This window comes from Ruegeria sp. CDSB136 (assembly GCF_059610965.1).
Genome location: NZ_JBXWOP010000005.1, coordinates 188,595 through 212,215, shown reverse-complemented (window position 1 = coordinate 212,215; position 23,621 = coordinate 188,595). Strand labels below are relative to the sequence as shown.

The 23,621-nt window shown below is 61.6% G+C and carries 20 protein-coding genes; 6 read left to right on the top strand and 14 right to left on the bottom strand.

Translation table 11 applies throughout. The features are described 5' to 3' along the window. Positions 1 to 51 precede the first annotated feature (51 nt). Together AC2FIR_RS07830 and AC2FIR_RS07825 are read right to left on the bottom strand one after the other, a co-directional pair. Positions 52 to 1,128, bottom strand: coding sequence for a T6SS phospholipase effector Tle1-like catalytic domain-containing protein (locus AC2FIR_RS07830; RefSeq protein ID WP_496762103.1), 1,077 nt, complete (start codon positions 1,126 to 1,128; stop codon positions 52 to 54). Continuing rightward, positions 1,106 to 3,397, bottom strand: a complete 2,292-nt coding sequence (locus AC2FIR_RS07825; protein WP_496762101.1) for a xanthine dehydrogenase family protein molybdopterin-binding subunit — start codon at positions 3,395 to 3,397, stop codon at positions 1,106 to 1,108. The genes AC2FIR_RS07830 and AC2FIR_RS07825 overlap by 23 nt, the downstream gene beginning before the upstream one ends. Positions 3,398 to 3,512: 115 nt before the next feature. Here AC2FIR_RS07825 and AC2FIR_RS07820 point away from each other — a divergent pair, with 115 nt between their 5' ends. The 4 genes from AC2FIR_RS07820 to AC2FIR_RS07805 all read left to right on the top strand — a co-directional run bounded on the left by AC2FIR_RS07820 (position 3,513) and on the right by AC2FIR_RS07805 (position 9,154). After that, positions 3,513 to 4,244: a dienelactone hydrolase family protein gene (locus AC2FIR_RS07820; protein ID WP_170613185.1), complete on the top strand. Its 732-nt coding sequence runs from the start codon at positions 3,513 to 3,515 to the stop codon at positions 4,242 to 4,244. Positions 4,245 to 4,322: 78 nt separating this feature from the next. Continuing rightward, positions 4,323 to 7,484 (top strand): valine--tRNA ligase, encoded by a 3,162-nt coding sequence (locus tag AC2FIR_RS07815; protein ID WP_170613187.1) that lies wholly within the window; start codon positions 4,323 to 4,325, stop codon positions 7,482 to 7,484. Positions 7,485 to 7,621: 137 nt separating this feature from the next. Beyond that, the gene (locus AC2FIR_RS07810; protein WP_170613189.1) at positions 7,622 to 8,782 is read left to right on the top strand and encodes a benzoate/H(+) symporter BenE family transporter; all 1,161 of its coding nucleotides are present in this window, start codon (positions 7,622 to 7,624) and stop codon (positions 8,780 to 8,782) included. A gap of 39 nt (positions 8,783 to 8,821) precedes the next feature. Then, complete coding sequence (locus AC2FIR_RS07805; protein ID WP_170816801.1) at positions 8,822 to 9,154, top strand: DnaJ family domain-containing protein; 333 nt, start codon at positions 8,822 to 8,824, stop codon at positions 9,152 to 9,154. On the opposite strand, the gene AC2FIR_RS07800 is transcribed toward AC2FIR_RS07805, so the two are convergent. Continuing rightward, positions 9,155 to 9,937 carry a crotonase/enoyl-CoA hydratase family protein gene (locus AC2FIR_RS07800; RefSeq protein WP_170613193.1) on the bottom strand — a complete coding sequence of 261 codons (783 nt, stop codon included), beginning with the start codon at positions 9,935 to 9,937 and terminating at the stop codon, positions 9,155 to 9,157. Between the two features lie 127 nt (positions 9,938 to 10,064). Here AC2FIR_RS07800 and AC2FIR_RS07795 point away from each other — a divergent pair, with 127 nt between their 5' ends. After that, positions 10,065 to 11,180, top strand: coding sequence for a pyridoxal phosphate-dependent aminotransferase (locus AC2FIR_RS07795; RefSeq protein ID WP_496715549.1), 1,116 nt, complete (start codon positions 10,065 to 10,067; stop codon positions 11,178 to 11,180). A 70-nt stretch (positions 11,181 to 11,250) separates the two neighbouring features. On the opposite strand, the gene AC2FIR_RS07790 is transcribed toward AC2FIR_RS07795, so the two are convergent. The 6 genes from AC2FIR_RS07790 to AC2FIR_RS07765 all read right to left on the bottom strand — a co-directional run bounded on the left by AC2FIR_RS07790 (position 11,251) and on the right by AC2FIR_RS07765 (position 20,032). Then, complete coding sequence (locus AC2FIR_RS07790; protein ID WP_170613195.1) at positions 11,251 to 12,441, bottom strand: pyridoxal-phosphate-dependent aminotransferase family protein; 1,191 nt, start codon at positions 12,439 to 12,441, stop codon at positions 11,251 to 11,253. 50 nt (positions 12,442 to 12,491) lie between these two features. After that, complete coding sequence (locus AC2FIR_RS07785) at positions 12,492 to 13,127, bottom strand: bifunctional 4-hydroxy-2-oxoglutarate aldolase/2-dehydro-3-deoxy-phosphogluconate aldolase (RefSeq protein WP_496744788.1); 636 nt, start codon at positions 13,125 to 13,127, stop codon at positions 12,492 to 12,494. 3 nt (positions 13,128 to 13,130) lie between these two features. Beyond that, positions 13,131 to 14,936, bottom strand: coding sequence for a phosphogluconate dehydratase (gene edd, locus AC2FIR_RS07780; RefSeq protein ID WP_496715409.1), 1,806 nt, complete (start codon positions 14,934 to 14,936; stop codon positions 13,131 to 13,133). A 2-nt stretch (positions 14,937 to 14,938) separates the two neighbouring features. Then, positions 14,939 to 16,384, bottom strand: a complete 1,446-nt coding sequence (gene zwf, locus AC2FIR_RS07775; protein WP_170613200.1) for a glucose-6-phosphate dehydrogenase — start codon at positions 16,382 to 16,384, stop codon at positions 14,939 to 14,941. 119 nt (positions 16,385 to 16,503) lie between these two features. Continuing rightward, positions 16,504 to 18,747, bottom strand: coding sequence for a phosphoenolpyruvate--protein phosphotransferase (ptsP, locus tag AC2FIR_RS07770; protein ID WP_170613202.1), 2,244 nt, complete (start codon positions 18,745 to 18,747; stop codon positions 16,504 to 16,506). 46 nt (positions 18,748 to 18,793) lie between these two features. Beyond that, the gene (locus AC2FIR_RS07765) at positions 18,794 to 20,032 is read right to left on the bottom strand and encodes an aspartate kinase (protein ID WP_170613204.1); all 1,239 of its coding nucleotides are present in this window, start codon (positions 20,030 to 20,032) and stop codon (positions 18,794 to 18,796) included. A gap of 166 nt (positions 20,033 to 20,198) precedes the next feature. Here AC2FIR_RS07765 and AC2FIR_RS07760 point away from each other — a divergent pair, with 166 nt between their 5' ends. Continuing rightward, positions 20,199 to 20,555 (top strand): hypothetical protein, encoded by a 357-nt coding sequence (locus AC2FIR_RS07760; RefSeq protein ID WP_170613206.1) that lies wholly within the window; start codon positions 20,199 to 20,201, stop codon positions 20,553 to 20,555. Here AC2FIR_RS07760 and AC2FIR_RS07755 read toward each other — a convergent pair. The 5 genes from AC2FIR_RS07755 to AC2FIR_RS07735 all read right to left on the bottom strand — a co-directional run bounded on the left by AC2FIR_RS07755 (position 20,549) and on the right by AC2FIR_RS07735 (position 23,606). Beyond that, the gene (locus tag AC2FIR_RS07755) at positions 20,549 to 21,187 is read right to left on the bottom strand and encodes an SDR family oxidoreductase (RefSeq protein ID WP_170613208.1); all 639 of its coding nucleotides are present in this window, start codon (positions 21,185 to 21,187) and stop codon (positions 20,549 to 20,551) included. The genes AC2FIR_RS07760 and AC2FIR_RS07755 overlap by 7 nt on opposite strands. Before the next feature lie 3 nt (positions 21,188 to 21,190). Further along, complete coding sequence (locus AC2FIR_RS07750; protein ID WP_170613210.1) at positions 21,191 to 21,646, bottom strand: DUF1178 family protein; 456 nt, start codon at positions 21,644 to 21,646, stop codon at positions 21,191 to 21,193. Positions 21,647 to 21,697: 51 nt separating this feature from the next. Beyond that, positions 21,698 to 22,183 carry an NUDIX hydrolase gene (locus AC2FIR_RS07745; RefSeq protein WP_496762098.1) on the bottom strand — a complete coding sequence of 162 codons (486 nt, stop codon included), beginning with the start codon at positions 22,181 to 22,183 and terminating at the stop codon, positions 21,698 to 21,700. A 128-nt stretch (positions 22,184 to 22,311) separates the two neighbouring features. Further along, positions 22,312 to 23,058 carry an EcsC family protein gene (locus AC2FIR_RS07740; RefSeq protein WP_170613214.1) on the bottom strand — a complete coding sequence of 249 codons (747 nt, stop codon included), beginning with the start codon at positions 23,056 to 23,058 and terminating at the stop codon, positions 22,312 to 22,314. A gap of 53 nt (positions 23,059 to 23,111) precedes the next feature. Beyond that, complete coding sequence (locus AC2FIR_RS07735) at positions 23,112 to 23,606, bottom strand: GNAT family N-acetyltransferase (protein ID WP_170613216.1); 495 nt, start codon at positions 23,604 to 23,606, stop codon at positions 23,112 to 23,114. Positions 23,607 to 23,621: the final 15 nt, after the last annotated feature.

The following is a 23,621-nucleotide window of genomic DNA, read 5'->3' as shown; positions in this document are numbered from 1 at the left end:
GGGGGCATTCAACATTTTGCAGCGCCGGCGGCGGTGGATGGCCGGTCGCGGTTATTGCGCCGGATGAGAGGACAAGTTGGGCATGGGCACCCACCCCGGCAGATCATCCGGTGAAACCGACACGTGCAGATGTTCCGAGCGGTCCCGACCGACCTTGCGATGCTTGCGCAGAAGGAAGATCTTGCCCCAGCCCCTCCATGTCCCGACTGATCTGGCGGACGCATCGACCGGGAAACGCTCGCGCCAACCGTCCGGCAAGGGCAGACCATGCAGTTCTGCCTTGTCCAGCATCCAGATCAGGGAGATGTTGCTGAGTGGGCGCGCCTCTTCAAAGCCGTTCAGTTGCCCGCCGACATCGCCATGGGTGCCGCGGAACCAGACCTGTTCGACATGGCCGCGGAACTCGGGCGTACATTTCCACAGGACCGGTTCGAACACTTCGCGCGTCTCATCCAGCGCCAGAGCGTGATAGCCGTGGCGGGTCGAGGGACCAAGCTTGTGGTGGTGAAACGCGTGCCGATCCTCGGCCCAGCGCCACAGCATGGGCAGGCGCAGGCCCAGCGCCTTGACCGTATCCCAGACGCCAACCATTTCTATCGCAATTTCGTCATGGCAGAACTTGCGCCGGAAATCACCTGCCGCTGCTCCACCTGGATTGCATTCACAATGGCGATAAGCCTGTTTGATGTTGCGTTCGGTGGCATGCTCGGCCTTGAGCAGGCCAATCATGTCGATGACACCGGCAAGACCGCGCACACCGTACGCGCCACGGGAATATCCGATGAAGTAGATCCGGTCGCCGGGCTTGTACCGCGAGGCAAGATAGCCGTAGGCACGCCTGATCTGGCGATTGATGCCGCGCCCCATCATCACATCCAGCGAGGACTTCCAGCTTTCCCATTGCACACCGGATTCGTAAAAGACCGAGACTTGGCTGCCCATTTCCCGACACAGGCGATAGGTCTGACCGGCATGTGTCTCAAGGCCCGGCTCCAGCGTGGACATGGTGCCGTCCAGAATGATGACATGGCTGATTGGCTCGCGGTGCAGCGCCTCGGCCGAGTGCTCGGAGCGAAGCGGCCGTCCTAGCCATCCCAGAACCTTTCTACTCAGCCGCGACAGAACCATGTGTCAGCATCTCCCATACTCTGTGAGGTGTGAAAGGCATGTCCGCCTGCCGTACCCCATGATCCCAGAGCGCATCCTGAACCGCGTTTGCAACAGCGGCCAGCGCGCCCACGGTCCCGGCCTCACCGCATCCTTTCATCCCCATCGGGTTGGAAGTTGACGGAACCGGCGCCGAGGTAAACTTAATCATGGGTATCCCGGCGGCACGGGGCAAGGCGTAATCCATCAACGAAGCCGTGAGCAGTTGCCCCTGCGCATCATGCACCACTCGTTCGTTCAGTGCCTGGCCAATGCCCTGCACCACCCCGCCATGCACCTGCCCCTCGGCCAGCATCGGATTGATAAGGTTTCCGAAATCATCAACCACTGTATAGCGGTCGACCCAGGTTTCCCCGGTGAAAGAATCGATCACGACTTCGGCAACATGTGCGCCGTTGGGATAGCTGCGCGCCTCCAGATCGGCGCGTGCCGTGTGTTGCAACAGGTCGGTACGGCCATCGGCGCGGGCCATCTCGGCGGCCTCGGTCAGGGTGGGTGTCAGGTTGGACCCCGGCGCCCGAAAGGTTTCGTGGTCAAAAATCACTTGGTTTTCCTCGACCCCCATCTTACCGGCCAGATAAGGCGTGAATGCGGCGATCATGACGTCGATTGTGGCCAGCGTTGCCGTGTTTTGCACCGTCACCGAGCGGGATCCGCCCGTCCCACCGCCATGCGCCAGATGGTCGGTATCGCCCTGGACCACCACGATCCGGTCCATTGGTATCCCGGCCTGATCCGACAGGAAGTGAGTGTAGGCCGTCTCGTGTCCCTGCCCATTCGATTGAGTGCCAACGCACATGTTCACCATTCCATCCTCGCGGAACTCGATCTTCGCGTTTTCGGAAGGGTCGCCCAGAATGCTTTCGATATAGTAACAAAGCCCCTGCCCCCGGATCAGGCCGCGTTCAGCATCGGCGGCCTTTCGGGCGGCAAAGCCTCGGGTCTGCTCGCCAGCGCGGCTGAGAACCATGTCGAAATCGCCGACGTCATAGGTTTCCCCTGTTGCGGTTTTGTAGGGGAAGTCCGCAGGTTTGATGAAGTTCCTGCGCCGCAGTTCCCACGGATCGACACCCAGTTCGCGCGCGGCGCGGTCCATGACCCGTTCGAGGACATAGATCGCCTCGGGCCGGCCCGCGCCGCGATAGGCGTCGACCTGCGTGGTGTTGGTGTAGAACCCTTCGACCCGCAGATATGTGGTCTGAACATCATAGACACCCATCAGCACCTTGCTGAACAGGCTGGTCTGGATGGCCTGCCCGAAATGACTGTTATGGGCGCCAAGGTTAACCTTGCTGTGGACCCGGTAAGCCGTGATCCTGAGATTGTCGTCGAAAGCCAGTTCGGCCAAAGACGTCAGATCGCGACCATGATGATCGGACAGCATCGCTTCGGACCGGTCGGACATCCAGTGCACGGGTTGCCCCAGTTTCATGGCGGCAACGCAGACACAGAAATATTCGGGATAGGGCATCACCTTCATGCCAAACCCGCCACCCACATCCGGCGTGGTGACACGGATCGCCTCGGTTTCAAGCTTCAGTTTCTGCGCCAGTTGCCCCCGCATCGCCCAGACACCCTGACCGCCGTAGGCGAAGTGCAGCCGGCCGTCCGACCATCTGGCCTGACAGCCGCGCGGCTCGATCGAGTTGATGATGACCCGGTTGTCCGCCACATTCAGCGCCACGGTATGGGCGGCGGACTGAAAGGCGGCTTCGGTCGCGGTTTCATCGCCAAGCCCCCAGTCAAAGGCGCGGTTATCCGGGGCTTCGGGATGCAGCGGCTCTCCGCCCGCATCCACATCCAGCTTGGCGGGCAGGTCATCGGTCTCCATCAAGATCAGCTCGACCGCGTCCTGCGCCTGAAGCTGCGTCTCGGCAATCACTGCAACGACGGGCTCACCCACAAAGCGCACACGGTCTTTGGCAAGCATTTGCCGCTGTGGCGCCGCGCCTTGCGAGCCATCCCGGTTGGGCATGATCGCCGCGTTCATTACAGTGTCGATCCCGGTCGCGGCCAGATCGTCCAGCGTCATGACCAGGCGGACCCCATCCACCTGCCGCGCAGCATCCAGATCCAGCGCTATGATCCGCGCATGCGCAACCGGGCTGCGGAAGAAGGCCGCATACAGGGCATTGTCCGGCACGGCATCGTCCATGTAGCGCCCCTGCCCGGTCAGAAAGCGGTGATCTTCGGTCCGTTTGACCGGCTGGCTTTTGCCGAACTTTTCCATTGCTGTCCCTTTCAGGCTGCTGTGGCTGCGAGGTTAGCCCCCGCATATGCGATGTCCAGTCGATCGCGAAGAAATTCGATTTCCAGCAGCATCCCAATGGTATAGCGTCGGCGCCATGACCTGGACACATGACGCCGTATTCCCGTTCACCGCCCCTATCAGCACCGGCACAGAAGCCACGCATGACGTTTACGTCGGGGGCGAAGGTCCACCGATCATGATCCTGCAGGAACTGCCGGGGATCGGGCCGGAAACGCTGGAACTGGCGCAGCGGCTGAACAACTCGGGGTTCCGGGTGTATCTTCCGCACCTGTTCGGTACGTTCGGCAAAACTCAGACGGGCAGGAATTTTGCCCGGCTGTTCTGCGTCCGGCGCGAGATCAACATGTTCGCGAAAGGCCGCCAAAGCCCGGTTGCGGGCTGGATGCGGGCGCTGGCGGGTCATATCCGGGATCAGGAAGGCAGCGCGGGCGTTGGTGTCATCGGCATGTGCCTGACCGGCAGCTTTGCTCTGACCTTGATGGCCGACGACGCGGTTCTTGGCGGCGTGGCCAGCCAACCCGCATTGCCGATCTTTGGCGGCGACAAGCTGCATATGAGCTCGCAGGATATCCTAGACGCGCGCGCGGGCATGGCACAAAAAGGCCCCGGTCTGGCGATGCGGTACGCCAAAGACAACCTGTCGCCCCAAAAACTGATGCGGTCGCTGGAAAGCGCCTTTGGCGAGAACCTCGAAACGATTGAGTATGCGGGCAAGGACCATTCGCTGCTGACGCTGGATTTCCACGATCCAGCCTATCAGCGCGTTGATACCTATTTCAAAGACCGATTTGGGATGGCCGGTTAGCACAGACGCCCTTCCCCTTCCTGCGTGCATTCGCTATTGCAAGCGCTGACCCGATTTTGTTGACGCAGGACGCATCCCATGGCGATGGAAAAGACATTCAACGCGGCCGAGGCCGAGGCCCGCATCTACAAGGCCTGGGAACAGGCCGGAGCCTTCAAGGCAGGCGCTAACCGCTCGCGCGACGAAAGCTTTACCATCATGATCCCGCCGCCCAATGTCACCGGCGCGCTGCATGTGGGCCATGCGTTCAACAACACCCTTCAAGATATTCTGACCCGCTGGCACCGGATGCGTGGCTTTGACACGCTGTGGCAGCCCGGTCAGGACCACGCCGGCATCGCCACGCAGATGCAGGTGGAAAAGATGCTGGCCGCCACCCAGCAGCCGGGGCGCCGCGAGCTGGGGCGTGAAGCATTTCTGGACAAGGTCTGGGAATGGAAGGGCGAATACGGGGGCACGATCATCGAGCAGCTAAAGCGCCTGGGATCATCCTGCGACTGGTCGCGCAATGCCTTCACCATGGCAGGCGCGCCGCGCGACCCGCGCACGGGGCACGAAAACTCTGCGAATTTTCACGACGCGGTGATCAAAGTCTTTGTCGACATGTACGAAAAGGGCCTGATCTATCGCGGCAAGCGGCTGGTCAACTGGGACCCGCATTTCGAGACCGCGATCTCGGACCTTGAGGTCGAGAACATCGAGGTCGCGGGTCATATGTGGCACTTCAAATACCCGCTCGCCGGTGGCGAGACATATGAGTATTTGGAAAAAGATGAAGATGGGAATGTGATCCTCCGGGAGGAGCGGGATTACATTTCAATCGCGACAACCCGGCCCGAGACTATGCTGGGCGATGGTGCGGTTGCGGTTCACCCCTCGGACGAGCGGTATGCACCCATCGTTGGCAAGCTCTGCGAAATCCCGGTTGGCCCGAAAGAGCACCGCCGCCAGATTCCGATCATCACCGATGACTACCCGGACCCCGGTTTTGGCTCGGGAGCGGTGAAGATCACCGGCGCGCATGACTTCAACGACAACATGGTCGCTAAGCGCGGCGGCATTCCGATGTATCGCCTGATGGGCACCAAAGGCGCGATGCGGGCCGATGGGGCTCCTTACGCCGAAGAGGCCGACAAGGCGCAGGAATACGCACGCGGGCGTGAGTTTACCGAGAACGAGATCGACGCGATCAACCTGATCCCCGATCACCTGCGCGGGCTCGACCGGTTCGAGGCGCGCGCCAAGGTGGTGGAAGAGATCACCAACGACGGTCTGGCCGTCATGTGCCGCGCAGATGACCCGCGTTTGGGCTCGACCGCTTTGAAACCGGAGCACGAAGGCGCGGACAAGCTGGTGCCGCTGGTCGAGCGCAAACCGATTATGCAGCCCTTCGGCGACCGCTCGAAAGTGGTCATCGAGCCGATGTTCACCGACCAGTGGTTCGTCGACGCCGCCAAGGTCGTTGGCCCCGCGCTGGATGCGGTCAAGGACGGCACGGTCAAGATCATCCCCGAGTCTGGCGAGAAGACCTATTACCACTGGCTGGAAAACATCGAGCCTTGGTGCATCTCGCGCCAGCTGTGGTGGGGGCATCAGATTCCGGTTTGGTATGGTCTCGACCTGTCTGCCGAAGACTTCATTGACGACGAAAACGACGGCAATCTTGATCTGGTCGAGATGGGCCGTTTGCTGAACGAAGGCGGCATGCTGCACCGTGGCAACGTTATGGAATGTGCATCCAGCCTTGAAGCGGTAACCGAGAAATTCTTGGACGACAATGCTAACATCCCCAGCCCTCTGAGCCACGCGACAGTTATTGAAGTCGCCGACAAGCAGGAGGCGATTCATCAATTCGCCGAAAGCCTTGCACAATATGCAATCGAACAGGACCCGACCAAGCTGGTTTACCCGGTCTGGCGCGACCCTGACGTCCTGGACACCTGGTTCTCCTCCGGCCTCTGGCCCATCGGCACTCTGGGCTGGCCCGAGCAGACCGAGGAACTGGAACGCTACTTCCCCACGGACGTTCTGATCACCGGCTTCGACATCCTGTTCTTCTGGGTCGCCCGGATGATGATGATGCAACTGGCCGTGGTCGATCAGATCCCGTTCCACACCGTCTACCTGCACCAACTCGTCCGCGACGAGAAGGGCAAGAAAATGTCCAAGACCACCGGCAACGTCATCGACCCGCTGGAGATCGTGGACGAATTCGGCGCCGACGCGCTGCGGTTCACCAACGCCTCGATGGCAGCGATTGGCGGCGTGCTGAAACTGTCCAAGGAACGCATCACCGGCTATCGCAATTTCGGCACCAAACTTTGGAACGCCGTCCGTTTTGCCGAGATGAACGAGGTCTTCACCGACGCCGTGCCGCAACTGGACGTGGCCGACCTGAAACCCAAGGCCGCCGTAAACCGCTGGATCATCGGCGAAACCGCCCGCGTGCGCGAAGAGGTTGACGCGGCGCTGGAAAGCTACCGCTTCAACGACGCGGCCAACGGGCTTTATGCCTTTGTCTGGGGCAAGGTCTGCGACTGGTATGTGGAACTATCCAAACCGTTGCTGCAGGGTGATGATGCTGCGGCTCAGGCTGAAACCCGCACCACCATGCGCTGGGTTCTGGATCAGTGCATGGTTCTGCTGCACCCGATCATGCCCTTTATCACCGAGGAACTCTGGGGCCTGACAGGCAACCGCGCCAAGATGGTGGTCCACGCCGACTGGCCGACCTATTCTGCGGCCGACCTGATCGACGCGGATGCGGATCGTGAGATGAACTGGGTGATCTCGGTGATCGAAAACACCCGCTCAGCCCGTGCTCAGATGCGGGTGCCTGCTGGTCTGTACGTGCCGATGCTGGTGACCGAGATCGACGCCAACGGCCAGGCCGCATGGGACCGCAACGAGGCGCTGATCAAGCGCCTTGCGCGGATCGACAGCCTGACCAACGCAGAAGATCTACCCAAAGGAACAATCTCGATTGCCGCACCCGGCGCGTCCTTCGGCCTGCCGCTGGCGGATATCATAGATATCGGCGCGGAAAAGGAACGACTTGAGAAAGCCAAGGCCAAGCTGGCCAAAGAACTGGGCGGCCTGCGTGGGCGCCTGAACAACCCCAAATTCGTGGCTTCGGCCCCGGAAGAAGTGGTTGAGGAAGCCAAAGCCAACCTCGCCGCCCGCGAAGAAGAAGAAGCAAAGCTGAACGAGGCCCTTGCCCGTTTGGCAGAAATCGCCTGATCTTCATCTTTTCCCAAATACTCAAATCCCGAACCCCGCCACCTGTCGGCGGGGTTTTCTTTTGGTGACACGGCTTTCCCCTTGTTCCCGACTGCTTGCAATTGTTAGCAATTTGCCCAAACAACCCCGAGGCAGAAATGGCGCATTCCCATCCCCCCGTGCAGACGATTTCGACCGGCCTGGTGGTGGCGGTGGTTGGGTTTTTCAGCTCATTCCCGATTGTTTTACAGGGCCTTGCCGCCATGGGTGCCTCGGCAACTGAGGCTGCGTCCGGCCTGATGATGGCTGCGGTTGCAATGGGGCTGGCAGCCATAGTCCTCAGCCTCTGGTATCGGCAGCCGATAAGCGTGGCCTGGTCAACACCCGGCGCTGCTTTGCTGGCGGTTTCTGCCACCCCTGCCGCCGGTTTTTCAGGGGCTGTCGGCGCGTTTCTGTGCGCCGGAGCGCTGACCGTTCTGGCAGGCCTGTGGCGTCCTTTGGGGCGGTTGGCGGCTGCGATCCCGACAACGCTGGCTCAGGCCATGCTGGGCGGGGTTCTGCTGCCGCTGTGTATTGTGCCATTCAAGGCGGCGGTTGAGCTGCCCTGGCAGGCATTGCCGGTCATCGTAACGTGGTTTGTCGCCGGCCGGATCAATCGGTTGATCGCGGTGCCGGCCGCGGTTGCGGCGGCGGCCCTCGTCGTCCTGAATGCCGGAGACAGCCCGGTTCGACCTGAACATCTGGTCGCCGCGCCGGTCTGGACAATGCCGACATTCTCGGTGGCCTCTGCCATAGGCATCGGGCTTCCGCTGTTCATCGTGACCATGGCCACGCAGAATATCCCCGGCATCGCGGTGATGCGCAGTTTTGGTTATGCACCCGAAGCTAGCAGGCTGTTCTCGGCCGTCGGCGGGGCCAGCATTCTGTCCGCGCCATTCGGAGCCCCTGCCACCTGTCTGGCCGCCATCACCGCCGCCATGTGTTCGAACGAGGACAGCCATCCAGACCGGGACCTGCGCTACTGGTCCGCGGTCATGGCAGGCTTATTCTACTGTCTGTTCGGCATTTTTGCCGTGGCGATCACCGGGTTTGCCGCCCATGCCGACCCGTTGCTGATGGGAACATTGACCGGGATAGCGTTGATCGGTGTCATGGCAAACGCGACCTCTGCGGCGCTGGAAGTTCCTGCCGAACGGGAAGCGGCGATCCTGACATTTGCAATCACTGCTTCCGGTATCACCGTGTTCGGCTTGGGCGCGGCGGTCTGGGGACTGGCGGCAGGCGGCATTGCTTATCTGGTTACGAAACGGACCCGGTGAACGCTTTCGTCTGCATCAATGGTCGCGTATAATCCTGCGATGCTTGGATCACTTGGAAAACTGGTGGAACGCCAGATCAAAAAGGCGCAGGCGGAAGGTCAGCTAGAGGGGCTGAACGGCGAAGGTCAGCCCTTGCCCGATCGTTCGACCGAGGCCCAGAGCGATCCGGCCATTGCGGCCGGGCACCGGATCATGGCGCAGGCCGGTGTGCTGCCCGAAGAATTCAGCCTCAGGAAAGAACTGGACGCGGCCCGACAGGTCTATGCCGGTCTGACCGATGCCGCAGACCGAAAAGCGGCCATGGCTCGCATCGCCGATCTTGAGATGCGTTACAACATGGCCCGTGATGCGCGCCGGGCGTTCATGCGGTGATCACTTGAACTCGGGCTTGCGGCCCTGCATCTGGGCCGAGATGACCTCGATCTGATCCGGTTTGCCGATCAGTTCCACCTGTTCCGCCGATTCCTCCATCAGCACCTCTGCGCGGGCCTTGCATTCGGCCACTTCGATCAGTCGCTTGGCGGCACGGATGGCCGAGGGGCTTTTGCCCGCGATATTTTCGGCCAGAGCCAGCGCCTCGGTCATTGGATCATCCGACAGTCTGGTAACAAGCCCCCAATCGGCGGCTTGCTGGGCACCGATGGGGCGGGCTGTATAGGTCAGCAGGCGCAACACGTCCGAGCGGACAAGTTGCGGCAACAGGACCATCCCGCCCATGTCGGGGATAATGCCCCATTTCATCTCCATCACGGCCAGCTTGCTTTCGGGATGGGCGATACGGATATCCGCGCCCAGAGCGATTTGCAGACCGCCGCCATAGGCCACGCCCTGAATGGCGCAGATCACCGGCACCGGCACCCGCCGCCAGATCAGCGCAAGCTCCTGCATCTCGTTGGCGTCATGGTGGCTGCGCGTCATCAGCCATTCGGTCGGGTCCATATGGGCCATCTTGGCAAAGCTTGCCATGTCGAGACCTGCACAGAAGCTTTTGCCTTCGCCCGACAGAACAACGGCCCTTGCGTCCGAGGCCGCGACTTCCTGACCGGCGGCCAGGATGGCTTTAATCATCGCATCGTCCAGCGCGTTCATCTTGTCGCCCCGGGTCAGCGTGACGTGGGCAATGTGGTCTTTATATTCGACGGATACGCGCGCCATGCGAGGCCTCCCAGATCCTGTTTCGCCGATCATGCCCTGAAAGGCATGGCCAGTTCCACCACGACGTGAGGGCAGATCATCTGACCTGATGCTTGCCCGACCCGCCGCCCTGCGCTTATCTGCGCATATGACTGATCCGCGCTACACCCCGCTTGCCCGATCCCTGCCCGCCACCGTCCCGTTTGTCGGGCCCGAAACGCAGGAGCGTGACCGCGGTGCGCCGTTCGTGGCCCGACTGGGCGCGAATGAGAGCGTGTTTGGTCCCTCGCCCCGCGCCATTGAGGCGATGCAACGCGCCGCGAGCGAGATCTGGATGTATGGCGATCCCGAAAACCACGATCTGCGCCATGCCCTCGCCGATCATCATGCCGTGTCCGTTAAGAATGTCGTGGTGGGTGAAGGGATCGACGGGCTATTGGGCTATCTGGTTCGGCTGCTTGTCGAGCCCGGGGATGCGGTTGTGACCTCGGACGGGGCCTATCCGACCTTCAATTACCATGTCGCAGGCTTTGGCGGCGTGCTTCACAAGGTGCCTTATGCAAAGGATCAAGAAGATCCGGTGGCGCTGTTTGCCAAGGCGGCAGAAGTGGATGCCAAGCTGGTCTACCTGGCCAATCCCGACAATCCGATGGGAAGCTGGCATGCGGGTGCCGATATCGTGACCGCGCTGGACGAATTGCCCAATGGCTGCCTGCTGGTGCTTGACGAGGCCTATGTCGAATGCGCACCGGAAGCAACGGCAGCGCCGGTCGCGGCGGATGATCCGCGCGTGATCCGGATGCGGACTTTTTCCAAGGGGTATGGAATGGCCGGGGCACGGGTCGGGTACGCCATTGCAGCACCAGGGCTGATTGCAGCCTTCAACAAGGTGCGCAATCATTTCGGAATGAACCGGGCGGCGCAAGCCGGGGCGCTGGCGGCGTTGCGGGACGACGCATGGCTGTTCAACGTTCAGGGGCGGATTGCCGAGGCGCGCGACAGGATTGGCGCGATCGCGCGGGAGAACGGGTTGGTGCCCCTGCCATCGGCCACCAATTTTGTTGCCATCGATTGCGGGCGGGATGGGGTTTTTGCCAAAGCGGTTCTGGATGCGCTGGTGGCGCAGGGTATCTTTGTGCGGATGCCCTTTGCCGCACCACAGAACCGTTGCATTCGCATTAGTTGCGGTGCGAAGGCCGATCTGGACGCCTTTGCGGCCGCGCTGCCCGGGGCGCTTGCAGCGGCAAGGGCGGAACCCGGCTGAAACGCTGTGCCCGGGGCGCGATTCCCCCCGGGGATATTGTCAGCCAATTGAAAAGACGGTTCTTTTCGGACTAGCCCGCCAGCGTTGCTGCCGCAGCTTCGAGCGCCCCTTTGCCGCGCGGGATATTCAGGGCGGCCATGGCGGTTTCCATTCCGCCCAGCATCGCCATAACCATCTGAGCGTTCACATGGCCCATGTGGCCAAGCCGGAAACAGCCGTCCCAGTCCTCCATCCCCAGACCGATTCCCAAGGTCAAACCCAGCTCTCGCTCGGTAAAGCTGCGCAGCGTCGTGCCCTGACCGTCGGTCAGGCGCAGGGCCGTGACGGCGTGGCTGCGAAAGGCGCGGTCGGCGACATTGAGCTGCAGCGCACCGCCCTGCGCCCAAATCTCACAAGCGCTCCAGATCGCCTGTGAAAGGCGTTCGTGGCGGACCCACACCTGGTCGAGCCCTTCGGCATGGATCAGGTCCAGCGCGGCGCGCAGGCCGTAAAGGTGATGCGTCGGCGCAGTGCCGTTGAAATACTGGTAGAACAGGTCGGGATTGGCGCGCGGCTGCCAGTCCCAGTATTGCGACACGCGAGGCATGGCTGCGCGTTTGGCCTGTGCTTTGTCATTGAAGAAAACAAAGCCCGTACCGGCGGGGGTCATCAGGCCCTTCTGGCAGGCCGTGACCATGACATCGACCCCCCAGTGATCCATCTCGAACCGTTCGCAGCCCAGCGAGGCGATGCAATCGGCCATAAGCAGCGCGGGGTGGTCAAGTTCGTCCAGCAGAGCGCGAAGGGCCGGGATGTCGTTGCGCACCGAACTGGAGGTATCGACATGAACCGCCAGCACCGCCTTGTAGCGGTGTTCTTTATCGGCGTGTAGAGCTTCGGCGATGCGGTCAAAATCCCACGACGAGGCGGTTCCGAAATCGATCAGGTCGACCTGCGCTCCGATGCCCTCGGCCATTTCGGCCCAGCCATGGGTAAACCGGCCCGACGCAGGGGCCAGAACGGTTTCTCCCGGTGCGATCACATTGGACAGTGCGGCCTCCCACGTGCCGTGGCCGTTGGCGATATAGATGGCCACGTCATGCTGCGTGCGCGCGACGCGGCGCAGGTCGGCGGTCAGCGCCGGCATCATGTCGATCAGTTCGCCGTCGTAGATATTGGGCGATGGGCGATGCATGGCCTGCAGCACCGCATCGGGCATGACCGAGGGGCCGGGAATGGCCAGATATTCGCGCCCCCGCGCGAGGGAAACTTGCTGTGTCATGGGTCGCCTTGCCTGAATTGGCGCCTAACCTAACGCAGGTTGCGGCCGCGTCAATCCACCAGTTGCGAGGCCTCGCGCGCAAGTGACTCGATACCTGCCCAGTCGCCATTCAGCACCATTTGCTTTGGCGCAACCCAACTGCCGCCGGCGCAGACAACGTTGGACAGCGACAGGTAATCGCGCGCATTTGCGGGCGAGACGCCACCGGTCGGGCAGAAGCTGATCTGCGGCAGGGGCGCACCGATGGCCTTCAGCGCAGGCGCGCCGCCCGAGGCCTCGGCCGGGAAGAATTTCAGCATGTCGTAGCCCTGTTCCAGCAGGCGCATCGCTTCGCTGGCGGTGGCAGCGCCGGGCAGCAGGGGCAGGACCTCGGCCTCGCAGGCGGCAATCAGGGCGTCGGTTGCACCGGGCGAGACGCCGAACTGCGCGCCCGCTTCCTTCGCTGCTCGCACGTCATCGGGTGTGACCAGCGTACCCGCGCCAACAACACCGCCGGGCACCTGCGCCATGGCGCGGATGGCGTCCAACGCGGCAGGCGTACGCAAGGTAACCTCGAGCGCGGGCAGACCACCGGCCACGAGCGCTTCGGCCAGCGGGCGGGCCTGTGCCGCATCGTCGATCACAAGTACCGGGACAATGGGTGCCAGGGCGCAGATTTCGCGGGTACGTTGGGTTTTGGATGTCATGGCTCAGGCTCCGAAAATACTAGCGCCAGCATCGGCTGAGCCGACGTTGCCGCGGAACGCCGCAAACAGGTCCCGCCCGGTGCCGTGTTGGTTGGCCGAAAGGTCGGCGGTGACTGGTGTGCGGTCCAGAACGCCGGGCGTCAGAATCTCCAACTCCCCCTTCACTGCGTCGACGCGCAGCAGGTCGCCGTCCTGCAGATACGCGATGGCACCGCCATCCAGCGCCTCGGGGCAGACATGGATCGCAGCGGGGACTTTGCCGGACGCACCGGACATGCGGCCATCGGTGACCAGCGCCACCTTTTGTCCCCTGCCCTGCAGGATCGACAGGATCGGCGTCAGCGAGTGCAGTTCGGGCATGCCGTTGGCCTTTGGACCCTGAAAGCGGACGACGACAATGACGTCACCGGTGAATTCTCCGGCCTTGAAGGCGGCTTTGACCTCGTCCTGATCGTGGAACACGCGGACCGGAGCCTCGACCACCTGATGTTCGGGGGCGACGGCGGAGACCTTCATGACGGCGGTACCCAGATTGCCGGTCAGGCGGGACAGGCCGCCGGTGGGTTGGAACGGGTCTTTGGCCGGGCGCACGATCTTTTCGTTCAGGCTGTGGCCCGCGCCGTCTTCCCAGATCAGTTCGCCACCGACCAGCTTGGGTTCTTTGGTGTAGTTGTGCAGGCCCTGCCCCGCAACGGTCAGCGTATCGGGGTGCAGCAGGCCGTCTTCCAACAGGGTTCCGATACAATAGCCCAGACCGCCTGCGGCGTGGAAATGGTTTACGTCGGCCAGACCGTTTGGATAGACCCGCGCAACCAGGGGAACGACAGCGGAAATGTCGGAAAAATCCTGCCAATCTAAAATGATACCGCCTGCCCGCGCCATCGCGATCAGGTGGATCAGCAGGTTGGTCGAGCCGCCGGTGGCCATCAACCCGACGATGCCGTTCACAAAGGCGCGCTCGTCCAGGATCTGATAGACCGGCGTGTAGTTGTTGCCCAACGCACTCAGCGACAGGGCGCGACGGGCTCCCTCTTCGGTCAGCGCGTCGCGCAAGGGTGTGTTGGGATTGACGAAGCTGGAGCCCGGCAGATGCAGGCCCATGAATTCCATCAGCATCTGGTTGGTGTTGGCGGTGCCATAGAAGGTGCAGGTGCCGGGGCCGTGATAAGCGGCCATCTCAGCGGCCATGAGCGCATCGCGCCCGACCTCTCCGGCGGCGAATTGTTGGCGGACCTTGGCTTTTTCGTCGTTGGGCAACCCGCTGGTCATGGGACCGGCTGGCAGGAAGACCGCCGGCAAATGGCCAAATGATTGCGCACCGATCACCAGACCGGGGACGATCTTGTCACAGACACCCAGAAAGACGGCAGCGTCAAACGTGTTGTGGCTGAGGGCGACCCCTGTGGCCAGAGCGATGACATCGCGGGAAAACAGCGACAGCTCCATTCCGGCCTCGCCCTGCGTGACGCCATCGCACATGGCCGGTACGCCTCCCGCAACCTGCGCCGTGCCGCCTGCTGCGCGGATCGCATCGCGGATCAGGGCCGGGTAGCGTTCGAACGGCTGATGGGCGGAAAGCATGTCGTTATAGGCCGTAACGATCCCCAGATTCCCGGCGGTTCCGGTGACCATGGCCTGTTGATCCGGTCCCGCGCTCGCATAGGCGTGGGCCTGACCGCTGCAGGACAGATGTGCGCGGGCCGGGCCTTTTGATCTTGCCTGCTCCATCCGATCCAGATGAGGACCGCGCAGGGGCGCGCTGCGATCAATGATCCGTTGGGTGACATCGGTGATGACAGAGTGAACCATGTTTAACCTCCGATCTGACGCCAGCGGCGACCATCGCGATGCATCAGCATCAATGCTTCCTCGGGGCCAGAGCTGCCCTGATCGTAACGCGCCGGGCGGTCACCGCGGTTTTCCCAGCCCTGTATGATCGGGTCGACCCAGGCCCAGGCGGCCTCGGCCTCGTCCCCGCGCATGAAGAGGGTCTGATCGCCGCGGATGACGTCCATCACCAGACGCTCGTACGCGTCCGGCGCTTGTGCTTCGGCGCCCAGGGCGTCAGCAAAGCTCATGTCCAGCGCCACATCCGACAGGCGGAAACCGCCCGGACCGGGATCCTTGATGGTGGTTCGCAGTGTAATGCCTTCGTCCGGTTGCAGGCGGATCACCAATACGTTGCCGCGCAAGTGACCGACATTGGGGAAAATCGTGTGTGGCGGGTCACGGAAAAACACCGCGATCTCGGATTCACGGGCGCGCAGGCGTTTGCCGGTGCGCAGATAGAACGGCACGCCCGCCCAGCGCCAGTTGCCCAGATGGACCTTCAGCGCGATGAAGCTTTCGGTGCGGCTGGCTGGGTTGCCGACATGATCGACATAGCCGCCTTTGCCATGAACCGCCCGGTATTGACCGCGGGCAATGTCGGCCGGTGCGACGGGTTCCAGCGCCTCGATCACCTTGACCTTTTCGTCACGTACCGAATTGGGTGAGAATTTCGAAGGCGGCTCCATCGCCGTCAGGCACAGAAGCTGGACCAGGTGGTTCTGGATCATGTCACGCATGGCGCCGGACTGATCGTAGTACGCACCGCGCCCCTCGACCCCTACCGTTTCGGCCACGGTGATCTGAACGTGATCGATATGGGTGGAGTTCCAGAGCGGCTCGAACAGGGAATTGGCAAAGCGCAGGGCCATCAGGTTCTGCACGGTTTCCTTGCCCAGGTAATGGTCGATCCGATAGATCTGATGTTCCTCGAAACAGGCGCGCAGCCCCTCGTTCAGGGCGCGGGCCGAAGCCAGATCGTGGCCAAAGGGTTTTTCCACCACGATACGGCTGTCCGGTGTGGCCAGGCCGTTATCCTGCAGCCGCTGCGCAATCCCGGCAAACAGGCTGGGCCCCACCGACAGATAGAACGCCCGGACAACATCGTCGCGCAGGACCTTGCCCAGCTTGTCCCAGCCCTTTTCACCCAGCGCGTCGACAGGTACGTATTCCACCCGCTCGAGAAAACGATCCAGCGTTTCTGCTTTGAACTCGGGCGCGAATTCCTGCATCGATGCGCGCACCTGATCGCGGAAACCGTCGCTGTCCATTTCCGTGCGGGCGGTGCCGATGATCCGCGCCTCGTCCGGCATCTGCCCGACTTCGAAACGGTGGTACAGGCCCGGAAGGATCTTGCGCTGCGCCAGATCGCCTGATGCACCAAACAGCACAAGGTCGAACGGGTTGACGGGAATTACGCGTGAAACCATGACCGGGCTCCTTCAGAACACATTCGGATCACCTTAGCACCAGATCGCTGCAATACCGGTATCGTAGGTTATGTTATCGCTAACACTCGTGAGGTGAATAGGCAAAGCAGGCGCAAAGATCAACCCTGATTTCGCAACCACTCCATAACCGAGGGCCGCACCGACTGTTCGCCGCGATGCCGGGCATCGGCGATGATCTTGCGCACTTCCTGCAGGTTTGCCCGCAGCAGAACGCTTTTGACCGGGCCGATCGAGGCAGGACGCATCGACAGCGACCGGATGCCCATGGCCGCAAGGCACAGCGCCTCGACCGGGCGCCCGGCGTCCTCACCGCAGAAACTGAGCGGTGTGTTCGAGATGTTGCAACGCTCGACAATACGTTCGATGAAGCTGAGGAAGCTGACGTTCAGCGTGTCATAACGGCGGCGCACCAGTTCGTTTTCGCGGTCGGCCGCAAAGAAGAACTGTTTCAGGTCGTTGCCGCCGATCGAAATGAAATCGACCTCGTCAAAGAATTTTTGCGGGGCGAAGGCCAGCGACGGCGTTTCAAGCATCGCGCCCACTTCAAGCGTCTCAGGCAGGACATGGCCCAGACGTTTTTCCCGCTCGATGGTCTTGTTGACCTCCCAGCGGGCTTCGCGGAATTCGTCGGCCTGCGCCACGAACGGGAACATGATGGTCAGCGGGCGGCCGTTGGCGGCGCGCAGCAGCGCCTGCAGCTGCATGCGCATCACGCCGCGCTTGTCCAGACCCACGCGGATCGCACGCCAACCCAAAGCCGGGTTCGGTTCGGCCACGTGCTTCATGTAAGGCAGAACCTTGTCGGACCCGATATCCAGCGTGCGGAACACAACGCGCTTTTCCCCCGCCGCATCCAGCACACGCTGATATTGCGTCACAAGCTCCGATCGTTTGGGCATCTGGTTGCGGATCAGGAATTGCAGCTCGGTCCGGAACAGGCCCACGCCTTCGGCCCCGGAATTACCCAGCGACGGCAGGTCGGCCATCAGGCCCGCGTTCATCACCAGATGGATCCGCTCTCCATCGCGGGTAACGGTCGGGGTATCGCGAATCGAGGCATAGCGTTCCTGCGCCTTGGCCTGCATGGCGATCTTGTCGCGGAAGGCGCTGACTACTGTGTCTTCGGGGCGCAGATGCACGACGCCGTTGTCGCCGTCGACCAGAATGTGGTCTCCGTTCAGGGCCTCGGTCGTGATGCGACCAACATGCACCACAAGCGGAATCGCCAGTGCCCGGGCGACGATGGTGGCGTGGCTGCCGACGGAGCCTTCCTCGAGAACGATGCCTTTCAGCGACCGCCCGTATTCCAGAAGATCGCCTGGACCGATATTGCGGGCAATCAGGATCGGATCGGGCGGCAGGTCCGCCCCGTTGGTGTTGCCCTGCCCGGTCAGAATGCGCAGCAGCCGATTGCTGAGATCGTCAAGGTCCGCCAGCCGTTCGCGCAGGTACGGGTCTGTCACCTGCTCCATCCGCGCGCGGGCCTGAGACTGTTCCTTTTCTACCGCAGCTTCGGCGCTGAGACCGCGGGCGATGTCTTCCTCCATCCGACGCATCCAGCCCTTGGAGTTGGCAAACATGCGATAGGCTTCCAAAACCTGCAACTGTTCCTTGTCGCCGCCCTGCGAGATTTCGAGCATCTTGTCGACGCCCACCCGCAATTCATCGACCGCTTCGGTCAGGCGCTCGCGTTCGCGGTGGGGGTCGTCCGCGATCGGGTTTGTCACGACAACGCGCGGTTCATGCAGCCAGACATGGCCTTCGGCCGATCCTTCCTGCGCCGGACCACCGGTCAGCTGGACCGATTGCTGGTGCAGCGGCGACAGGGCCGCGCCCTCGCCGACAAAGGCGCCAAGCTCGGCCATCTCGGCCAGAACCATTGCGACCACTTCCAGCGCATAAATCTCGTCGGCGGAAAACTCGCGCGCCTCGCGTGATTGCACGACCAGCACGCCCAGTTTTTCGCCAAGCCTTTGCACCGGAACGCCCAGGAAGGACGAAAACCGCTCTTCACCCGTTTCTGGCATGTAGCGGAAGCCCTTCGCCGAAGGGGCGTTTGCAGTGTTGACCACCTTGCCCGACTTCGCCACCCGGCCCACCAGACCTTCGCCCATGCGCATGCGGGTCTTGTGTACCGCCTCGGGCGACAACCCTTCGGTGGCGCACAGCTCCAGCGTTTCCTGATCGCGGAACAGGTAGATCGAGCAGACCTCGGCACGGATACTGTCGGCGATCAGATGCGTGATCCGGTCAAGACGTTCCTGACCGGCGGCCTCGCTCGCCATTTCTTCGCGCAGCCGCCCCAGCAGCTTGCGGGATTCAGTTTCGGTGCCGTCCGCCATGGCCAAACCAATTTACGGTGTCAGGCAAAACCCTTGGCTGAAATGCTCAGGCCGCCTTGTCCAGTTCAAAGGCATCATGCAGTGCCTGAACAGCAAGTTCCATGTATTTCCGGTCGACCAGAACAGAAATCTTGATCTCGGAGGTTGTAATGACCTTAATGTTGATCCCCTCATCCGAGAGTACCTTGAACATTTTCGCTGCCACACCCGATTGCGAACGCATACCGATACCGACAACCGATACCTTGCAGACGTCATTGTCGGTGACCAGCTCGGCGTAGTTCAGCTCGCCCTTTTCCTTGATGGCATGCAATGCCTTTTCGGCGCGGGCAACCTGGTCGGTCGGGCAAGAGAACGTCATGTCGGTCCGGCCTTCGTCCGAAATGTTCTGAACGATCATGTCGACATTCACGCCTTCGTCGCTGAGCGCGGTGAAGATGGTCGTGGCGATGCCGGGGCGGTCGGCCACGGACACCACGGTCATTTTGGCTTCGTCGCGGGAATAGGCCACACCGGCCACAACATTGGATTCCATGATATCCTCCTCGTCGCAGACCAGAGTGCCGGCCTCGTCGGATTGTTCTTCGAAACTTGAAAGAACGCGCAGTTTCACCTTGTAACGCATGGCCAGTTCGACCGAACGGGTCTGCAAGACCTTCGCCCCCAGCGAGGCAAGTTCCAGCATCTCTTCGAACGCGATCCGGTCCAGCTTGCGCGCTTTTTCACAGATGCGCGGATCCGTGGTGTAAACCCCGTCCACGTCCGTATAAATGTCGCAGCGTTCGGCATCGAAGGCTGCGGCAAAGGCCACTGCCGTGGTGTCCGAACCACCCCGGCCCAGCGTGGTGATCCGACCCTCGGGGCTGATGCCCTGAAAGCCCGCGACCACGGCAACTTTCATGCCTTCGGCGAATTTCTGGTTGATGTTGCCGGTCGGAATGTCTTCGATCCGGGCCTGGCTGTGTGCGCTTGTGGTCAGCAGCGGAACCTGCCAGCCCTGCCAGCTGCGCGCGGGCACGTCCATTTCCTGCAGTGTCAGCGCCATAAGGCCAGCAGTAACGTTTTCCCCTGAAGATACGACCGCATCATATTCGCGCGCGTCGTACAACGGCGATGTTTCGTCGACCCAGCCCACCAGTTCGTTGGTCTTGCCCGACATGGCCGAGACAATGACGATCACGTCATAGCCCTTTGCTACTTCAACGCCCACGCGCTTGGCCGCGCGGCGGATGCGGTCGAGATTGGCAACCGAAGTGCCACCGAATTTCATCACGAGTACGGGCATGGGGGCAGGTGTCTCCGCGCCTTTTATTTCTGGTCCCGAGCCTCATAAGCGAGGGGGGGCGCAAGGGCAAGGGCGCAAAGATGTCCTGATTGGCGCGCAGGCCGACTTTACAATGGGTTCCTGCGGTGCCAGCCTGCGTCTGACACATCCTTCACGAGGTTTTTTCATGTACCGTCTTGCTGCTGCCTTTGCCCTTTTGTCCTCGTCCGCTCTTGCACAATCCGCGACACTGGCCGGAACCGATGGCAAGAACGCATTGGGCACCGTTCCCTGCGCCGCCATTGCCGGTGAACCTCTGCGCTCGTGCAACGCCGAGCTGCGTCGCCGCGACGATGGAACCGCGACACTGGCCGTTCAACTGAGCACCGGCGAAGTGCGGCAAATCTATTTCACCAATGGCGAGCCGGAATCCAGCAGCTCGACATCGAAAATAACCTCCGAAACGCGTGGCGACATGATGGTGATCTTCATCGATCCCGGCGAGGTTTACGAGATTCCCAAGGCGGCACTGGCCACTCAGTAAGGGTGCGCCTGACCGTCATAGGTTTCAAAACACCCTGAACTGTCCAGGTTCAGCGTGTCGAAACGTTCGATCAGGCCCTCAACGGCCTGATCCACGGTGATGGCGGCCGCCGAGCCACCCATATCGGTCTGCACCCAGCCGGGGTGATAGATGCCGACGGCAATGCCCTCACCCTGCAGATCTGCCGCCAGATTCCGCCCCAAATTCAGCGCAGCGGCCTTGGATGCACGATAGATATAGCTGCCACCGGGCGCGCGCGTGTGCGAAGCCATTTGCGAGGACAGAATTGCGATCCTGCCTTTGGCCGCACGCAGGTTCGGCAACAGGGACTGGACCGTCAGAAAGACGCCGGTGACATTGGTCGCGAATGTCTGCGCCCACATGTCTGCCGGGTATTCTTCGATGCCGTGTCCTTTGTCGAGATAGACGCCTGCATTGCAGATCAGCAGATCAACAGGTTGACCAATCAGCCGTTCAGCCATGGCAGCGTGGTGAGCGGGTTCTGCGACGTCCAGCTTAATCTGCGCACTGTCATCGCGCGCGGTTCCGATGACGTCATCACCCCTGTTCCGGTACCTGTCGGCCAGAGCCTTTCCAATACCGCGGTTGGCCCCGGTGATAACAACCCGCACGGGTCAGTTCGTCTTTCGGCTGGGAACAAATGGCAGCGGGGCGACCGGAACACCGTCTTCGATCAGGGCTTTGGCCTCTTCCGCCTTGGCCTCGCCATAAATGGCACGGTCGGGCGCTTCGCCCAGGTGAATCTTGCGGGCCTCGGATGCGAAATCCTTACCGACGTAATCCGAATTCTCTTCCACCTGGCGGCGCAGTTGCGTCAGGATCTTTTCGATCTCAAGCGATGGTTTTGCAACATTGATCGGCGCGGGCTCGGCCGGCGCGGATTCCGGGCGCGCCACGGCATTGCGGGCGGGCCGGACACGGGGGGTCATGATCGCCTTTTCCACCTGCACACACCCGCAAACCGCGCATGTCACCATGCCCGCAGCTGCAAGTTTGTCGTAGGCGGCGGCCGATTGAAACCAACTTTCAAATGTATGGCCGTTGCTGCATTTCAATGCGTACTGAATCATGTTTCGCCCAAAATACGTGTTACAAAATAGATACCGACCAATACCGTAATATCAAGCCCTTCCGGCCAGAAGTTGGCAGGGATATTGCCTAAAATCTCGCAACAATACGGAAAGTTCCGGCGAATTGACCCTTAAAGCTGCCTTTTCCGGAACGCACCATTCCCGCTTACGCTCGTCGCTTTCCGGGAAATCCGAAGCCAGTGAGCTTACCAGCATCGCGAACACATCAACTTCGCACAAAAGTGTCCGTTTCTTGGAACGGTGCTTGATGTAAGTATACCGCCCCATCGCCTTTTTGTCGCACCGACCGACAGCGCCCGCTTCTTCCCACGCCTCCCGCTCGGCGGTTTCTGACGGGCTGAGCCCCAGGATTGGCCAGCCTCTGGGTATGATCCAGCACCCGGAGCGGCGGGTGGTGATTAAAAGGATCTCGGGCCGGTTTTGATGGATCCGGTAGCACAGTGCTGCCGCCTGTGAATGGACAGGACAAGCCCCGGCCTTGCGCCGAGAAGTTGGCGAATGCTTCGCGTTGTTCACGCTACCGCCTTTCAAATGGTATTAACGCCTGTTTTTCAGACCGAATTTCTGCTCTTATTTTGGGTCTGCTGAGGGTAAACATACCACATGATGCGGTACTTACCAAGCGGGACTGCAAAAGTCGGGCGTTATTTCATTCGCGAAGCCAAGCGGCGCACAAGTTCGTCATGCGGGATGTCAGCATCCACCGCCAGTCGGCGCAATCCGAAATGGACACGGGCAATCTGTTGATAGTAACGGGAATAGACATAGTTCGTGCTGCCTCCGGCCAAAGCACCCAGAACCGGAATGGACTGGGCCGCCAGTTTCTGGCCCAGAACCACCGACAGGCGCGGTGCAACCGCCGCGATCAGGCGCTGCATGGCCGGTCCGGTCAACGTCAAGCGCACGGAATAGAACCCCAGATCAGCCCCGTCATCATCTGAAAGGGGCCCTGCGGCAGACAGGACCCGGACGCAATCGAATTTCACACCTTCCTCGGACGGATCAAATCCTTCGCGGGCAGCGGCCCCCTGAATGGCGCGCAGCAGCATGGCCGTTGTTGCGGGCAACTCCATCAGGGCCGTCGACAGACCGCCCATACCACCTGCCGCTCCCATGGCCGTGCTGACGACGGTATTCACCCAAGGTTGCTGGTCGGGTATCGCCCGGCGCGATCCTTCTGCGGCATGCATGGCAATCCAAAGCGCCTGCTCCGTCGCGCCGGTCAGACCCAGACGCACGGGCTCAGGCAACTGATCCAGCAGAGATTCTGCTGATCCGCCAAGCGCATTAAGCAGTTTCACCCCCGCGCCACCGGCGGACCGGTAATGCCCTGCAAGCCGATCCAGTTCAGCGTCGGCATCCAGTTCTTCAACAAGAACCACGTTCTGCATCTGCCTCCTCCTCAGTCAGAAAGATCGGCATTCAGCAGGGCCGTTTCAATAGTTCAGCGGGTCCAGCGTGATACGAGGCCCTGCACCCCGCCCCATTTTCCGGGCACAAGTTCCAGCCCCAAAACACGGTCAGGATTTGTTGGCGGCGGCATTTCCACATGCTTCAGCAGCGAAAAACCAAACCGCGAGTAATAGGGCGCGTCCCCCACCAGCATGACCCGCGCCCAGCCTTTCTCGCGCCCGGCCTGCAACCCCTGGTGGATCAGGAAACCGCCAAGACCCTCGCCCTGATGGGTCGGGTGAACCGCCACTGGACCCAGCAACAATGCATCATGATCGCCGACATGGACCGGCCAGAACCGGATCGCACCGGCCAGAATACCCTGCCCGTCGCGGGCAACAAGCGACAGGCCCGCCACCGGTGGCACATCATCGCGCAGACGATAGGAAGACAGAGCCTCACGACCGGGTGCAAAGCACAGGTCATAAAGCGCCTCGACCTCCCACCAGTCATCCGGCTGTTCCGGCCTGATCTTGAATTGCTGCACGCGCGCCCTCTTTTC

Excerpts from the sequence above, each read along its gene's own strand:
- AC2FIR_RS07830 (WP_496762103.1), bottom strand. The coding sequence starts at position 1,128 with ATGGTTCTGTCGCGGCTGAGTAGAAAGGTTCTGGGATGGCTAGGACGG.
- AC2FIR_RS07825 (WP_496762101.1), bottom strand. The coding sequence starts at position 3,397 with ATGGAAAAGTTCGGCAAAAGCCAGCCGGTCAAACGGACCGAAGATCAC.
- AC2FIR_RS07820 (WP_170613185.1), top strand. The coding sequence starts at position 3,513 with ATGACCTGGACACATGACGCCGTATTCCCGTTCACCGCCCCTATCAGC.
- AC2FIR_RS07815 (WP_170613187.1), top strand. The coding sequence starts at position 4,323 with ATGGCGATGGAAAAGACATTCAACGCGGCCGAGGCCGAGGCCCGCATC.
- AC2FIR_RS07810 (WP_170613189.1), top strand. The coding sequence starts at position 7,622 with ATGGCGCATTCCCATCCCCCCGTGCAGACGATTTCGACCGGCCTGGTG.
- AC2FIR_RS07805 (WP_170816801.1), top strand. The coding sequence starts at position 8,822 with ATGCTTGGATCACTTGGAAAACTGGTGGAACGCCAGATCAAAAAGGCG.
- AC2FIR_RS07800 (WP_170613193.1), bottom strand. The coding sequence starts at position 9,937 with ATGGCGCGCGTATCCGTCGAATATAAAGACCACATTGCCCACGTCACG.
- AC2FIR_RS07795 (WP_496715549.1), top strand. The coding sequence starts at position 10,065 with ATGACTGATCCGCGCTACACCCCGCTTGCCCGATCCCTGCCCGCCACC.
- AC2FIR_RS07790 (WP_170613195.1), bottom strand. The coding sequence starts at position 12,441 with ATGACACAGCAAGTTTCCCTCGCGCGGGGGCGCGAATATCTGGCCATT.
- AC2FIR_RS07785 (WP_496744788.1), bottom strand. The coding sequence starts at position 13,127 with ATGACATCCAAAACCCAACGTACCCGCGAAATCTGCGCCCTGGCACCC.
- edd (WP_496715409.1), bottom strand. The coding sequence starts at position 14,936 with ATGGTTCACTCTGTCATCACCGATGTCACCCAACGGATCATTGATCGC.
- zwf (WP_170613200.1), bottom strand. The coding sequence starts at position 16,384 with ATGGTTTCACGCGTAATTCCCGTCAACCCGTTCGACCTTGTGCTGTTT.
- ptsP (WP_170613202.1), bottom strand. The coding sequence starts at position 18,747 with ATGGCGGACGGCACCGAAACTGAATCCCGCAAGCTGCTGGGGCGGCTG.
- AC2FIR_RS07765 (WP_170613204.1), bottom strand. The coding sequence starts at position 20,032 with ATGCCCGTACTCGTGATGAAATTCGGTGGCACTTCGGTTGCCAATCTC.
- AC2FIR_RS07760 (WP_170613206.1), top strand. The coding sequence starts at position 20,199 with ATGTACCGTCTTGCTGCTGCCTTTGCCCTTTTGTCCTCGTCCGCTCTT.
- AC2FIR_RS07750 (WP_170613210.1), bottom strand. The coding sequence starts at position 21,646 with ATGATTCAGTACGCATTGAAATGCAGCAACGGCCATACATTTGAAAGT.
- AC2FIR_RS07740 (WP_170613214.1), bottom strand. The coding sequence starts at position 23,058 with ATGCAGAACGTGGTTCTTGTTGAAGAACTGGATGCCGACGCTGAACTG.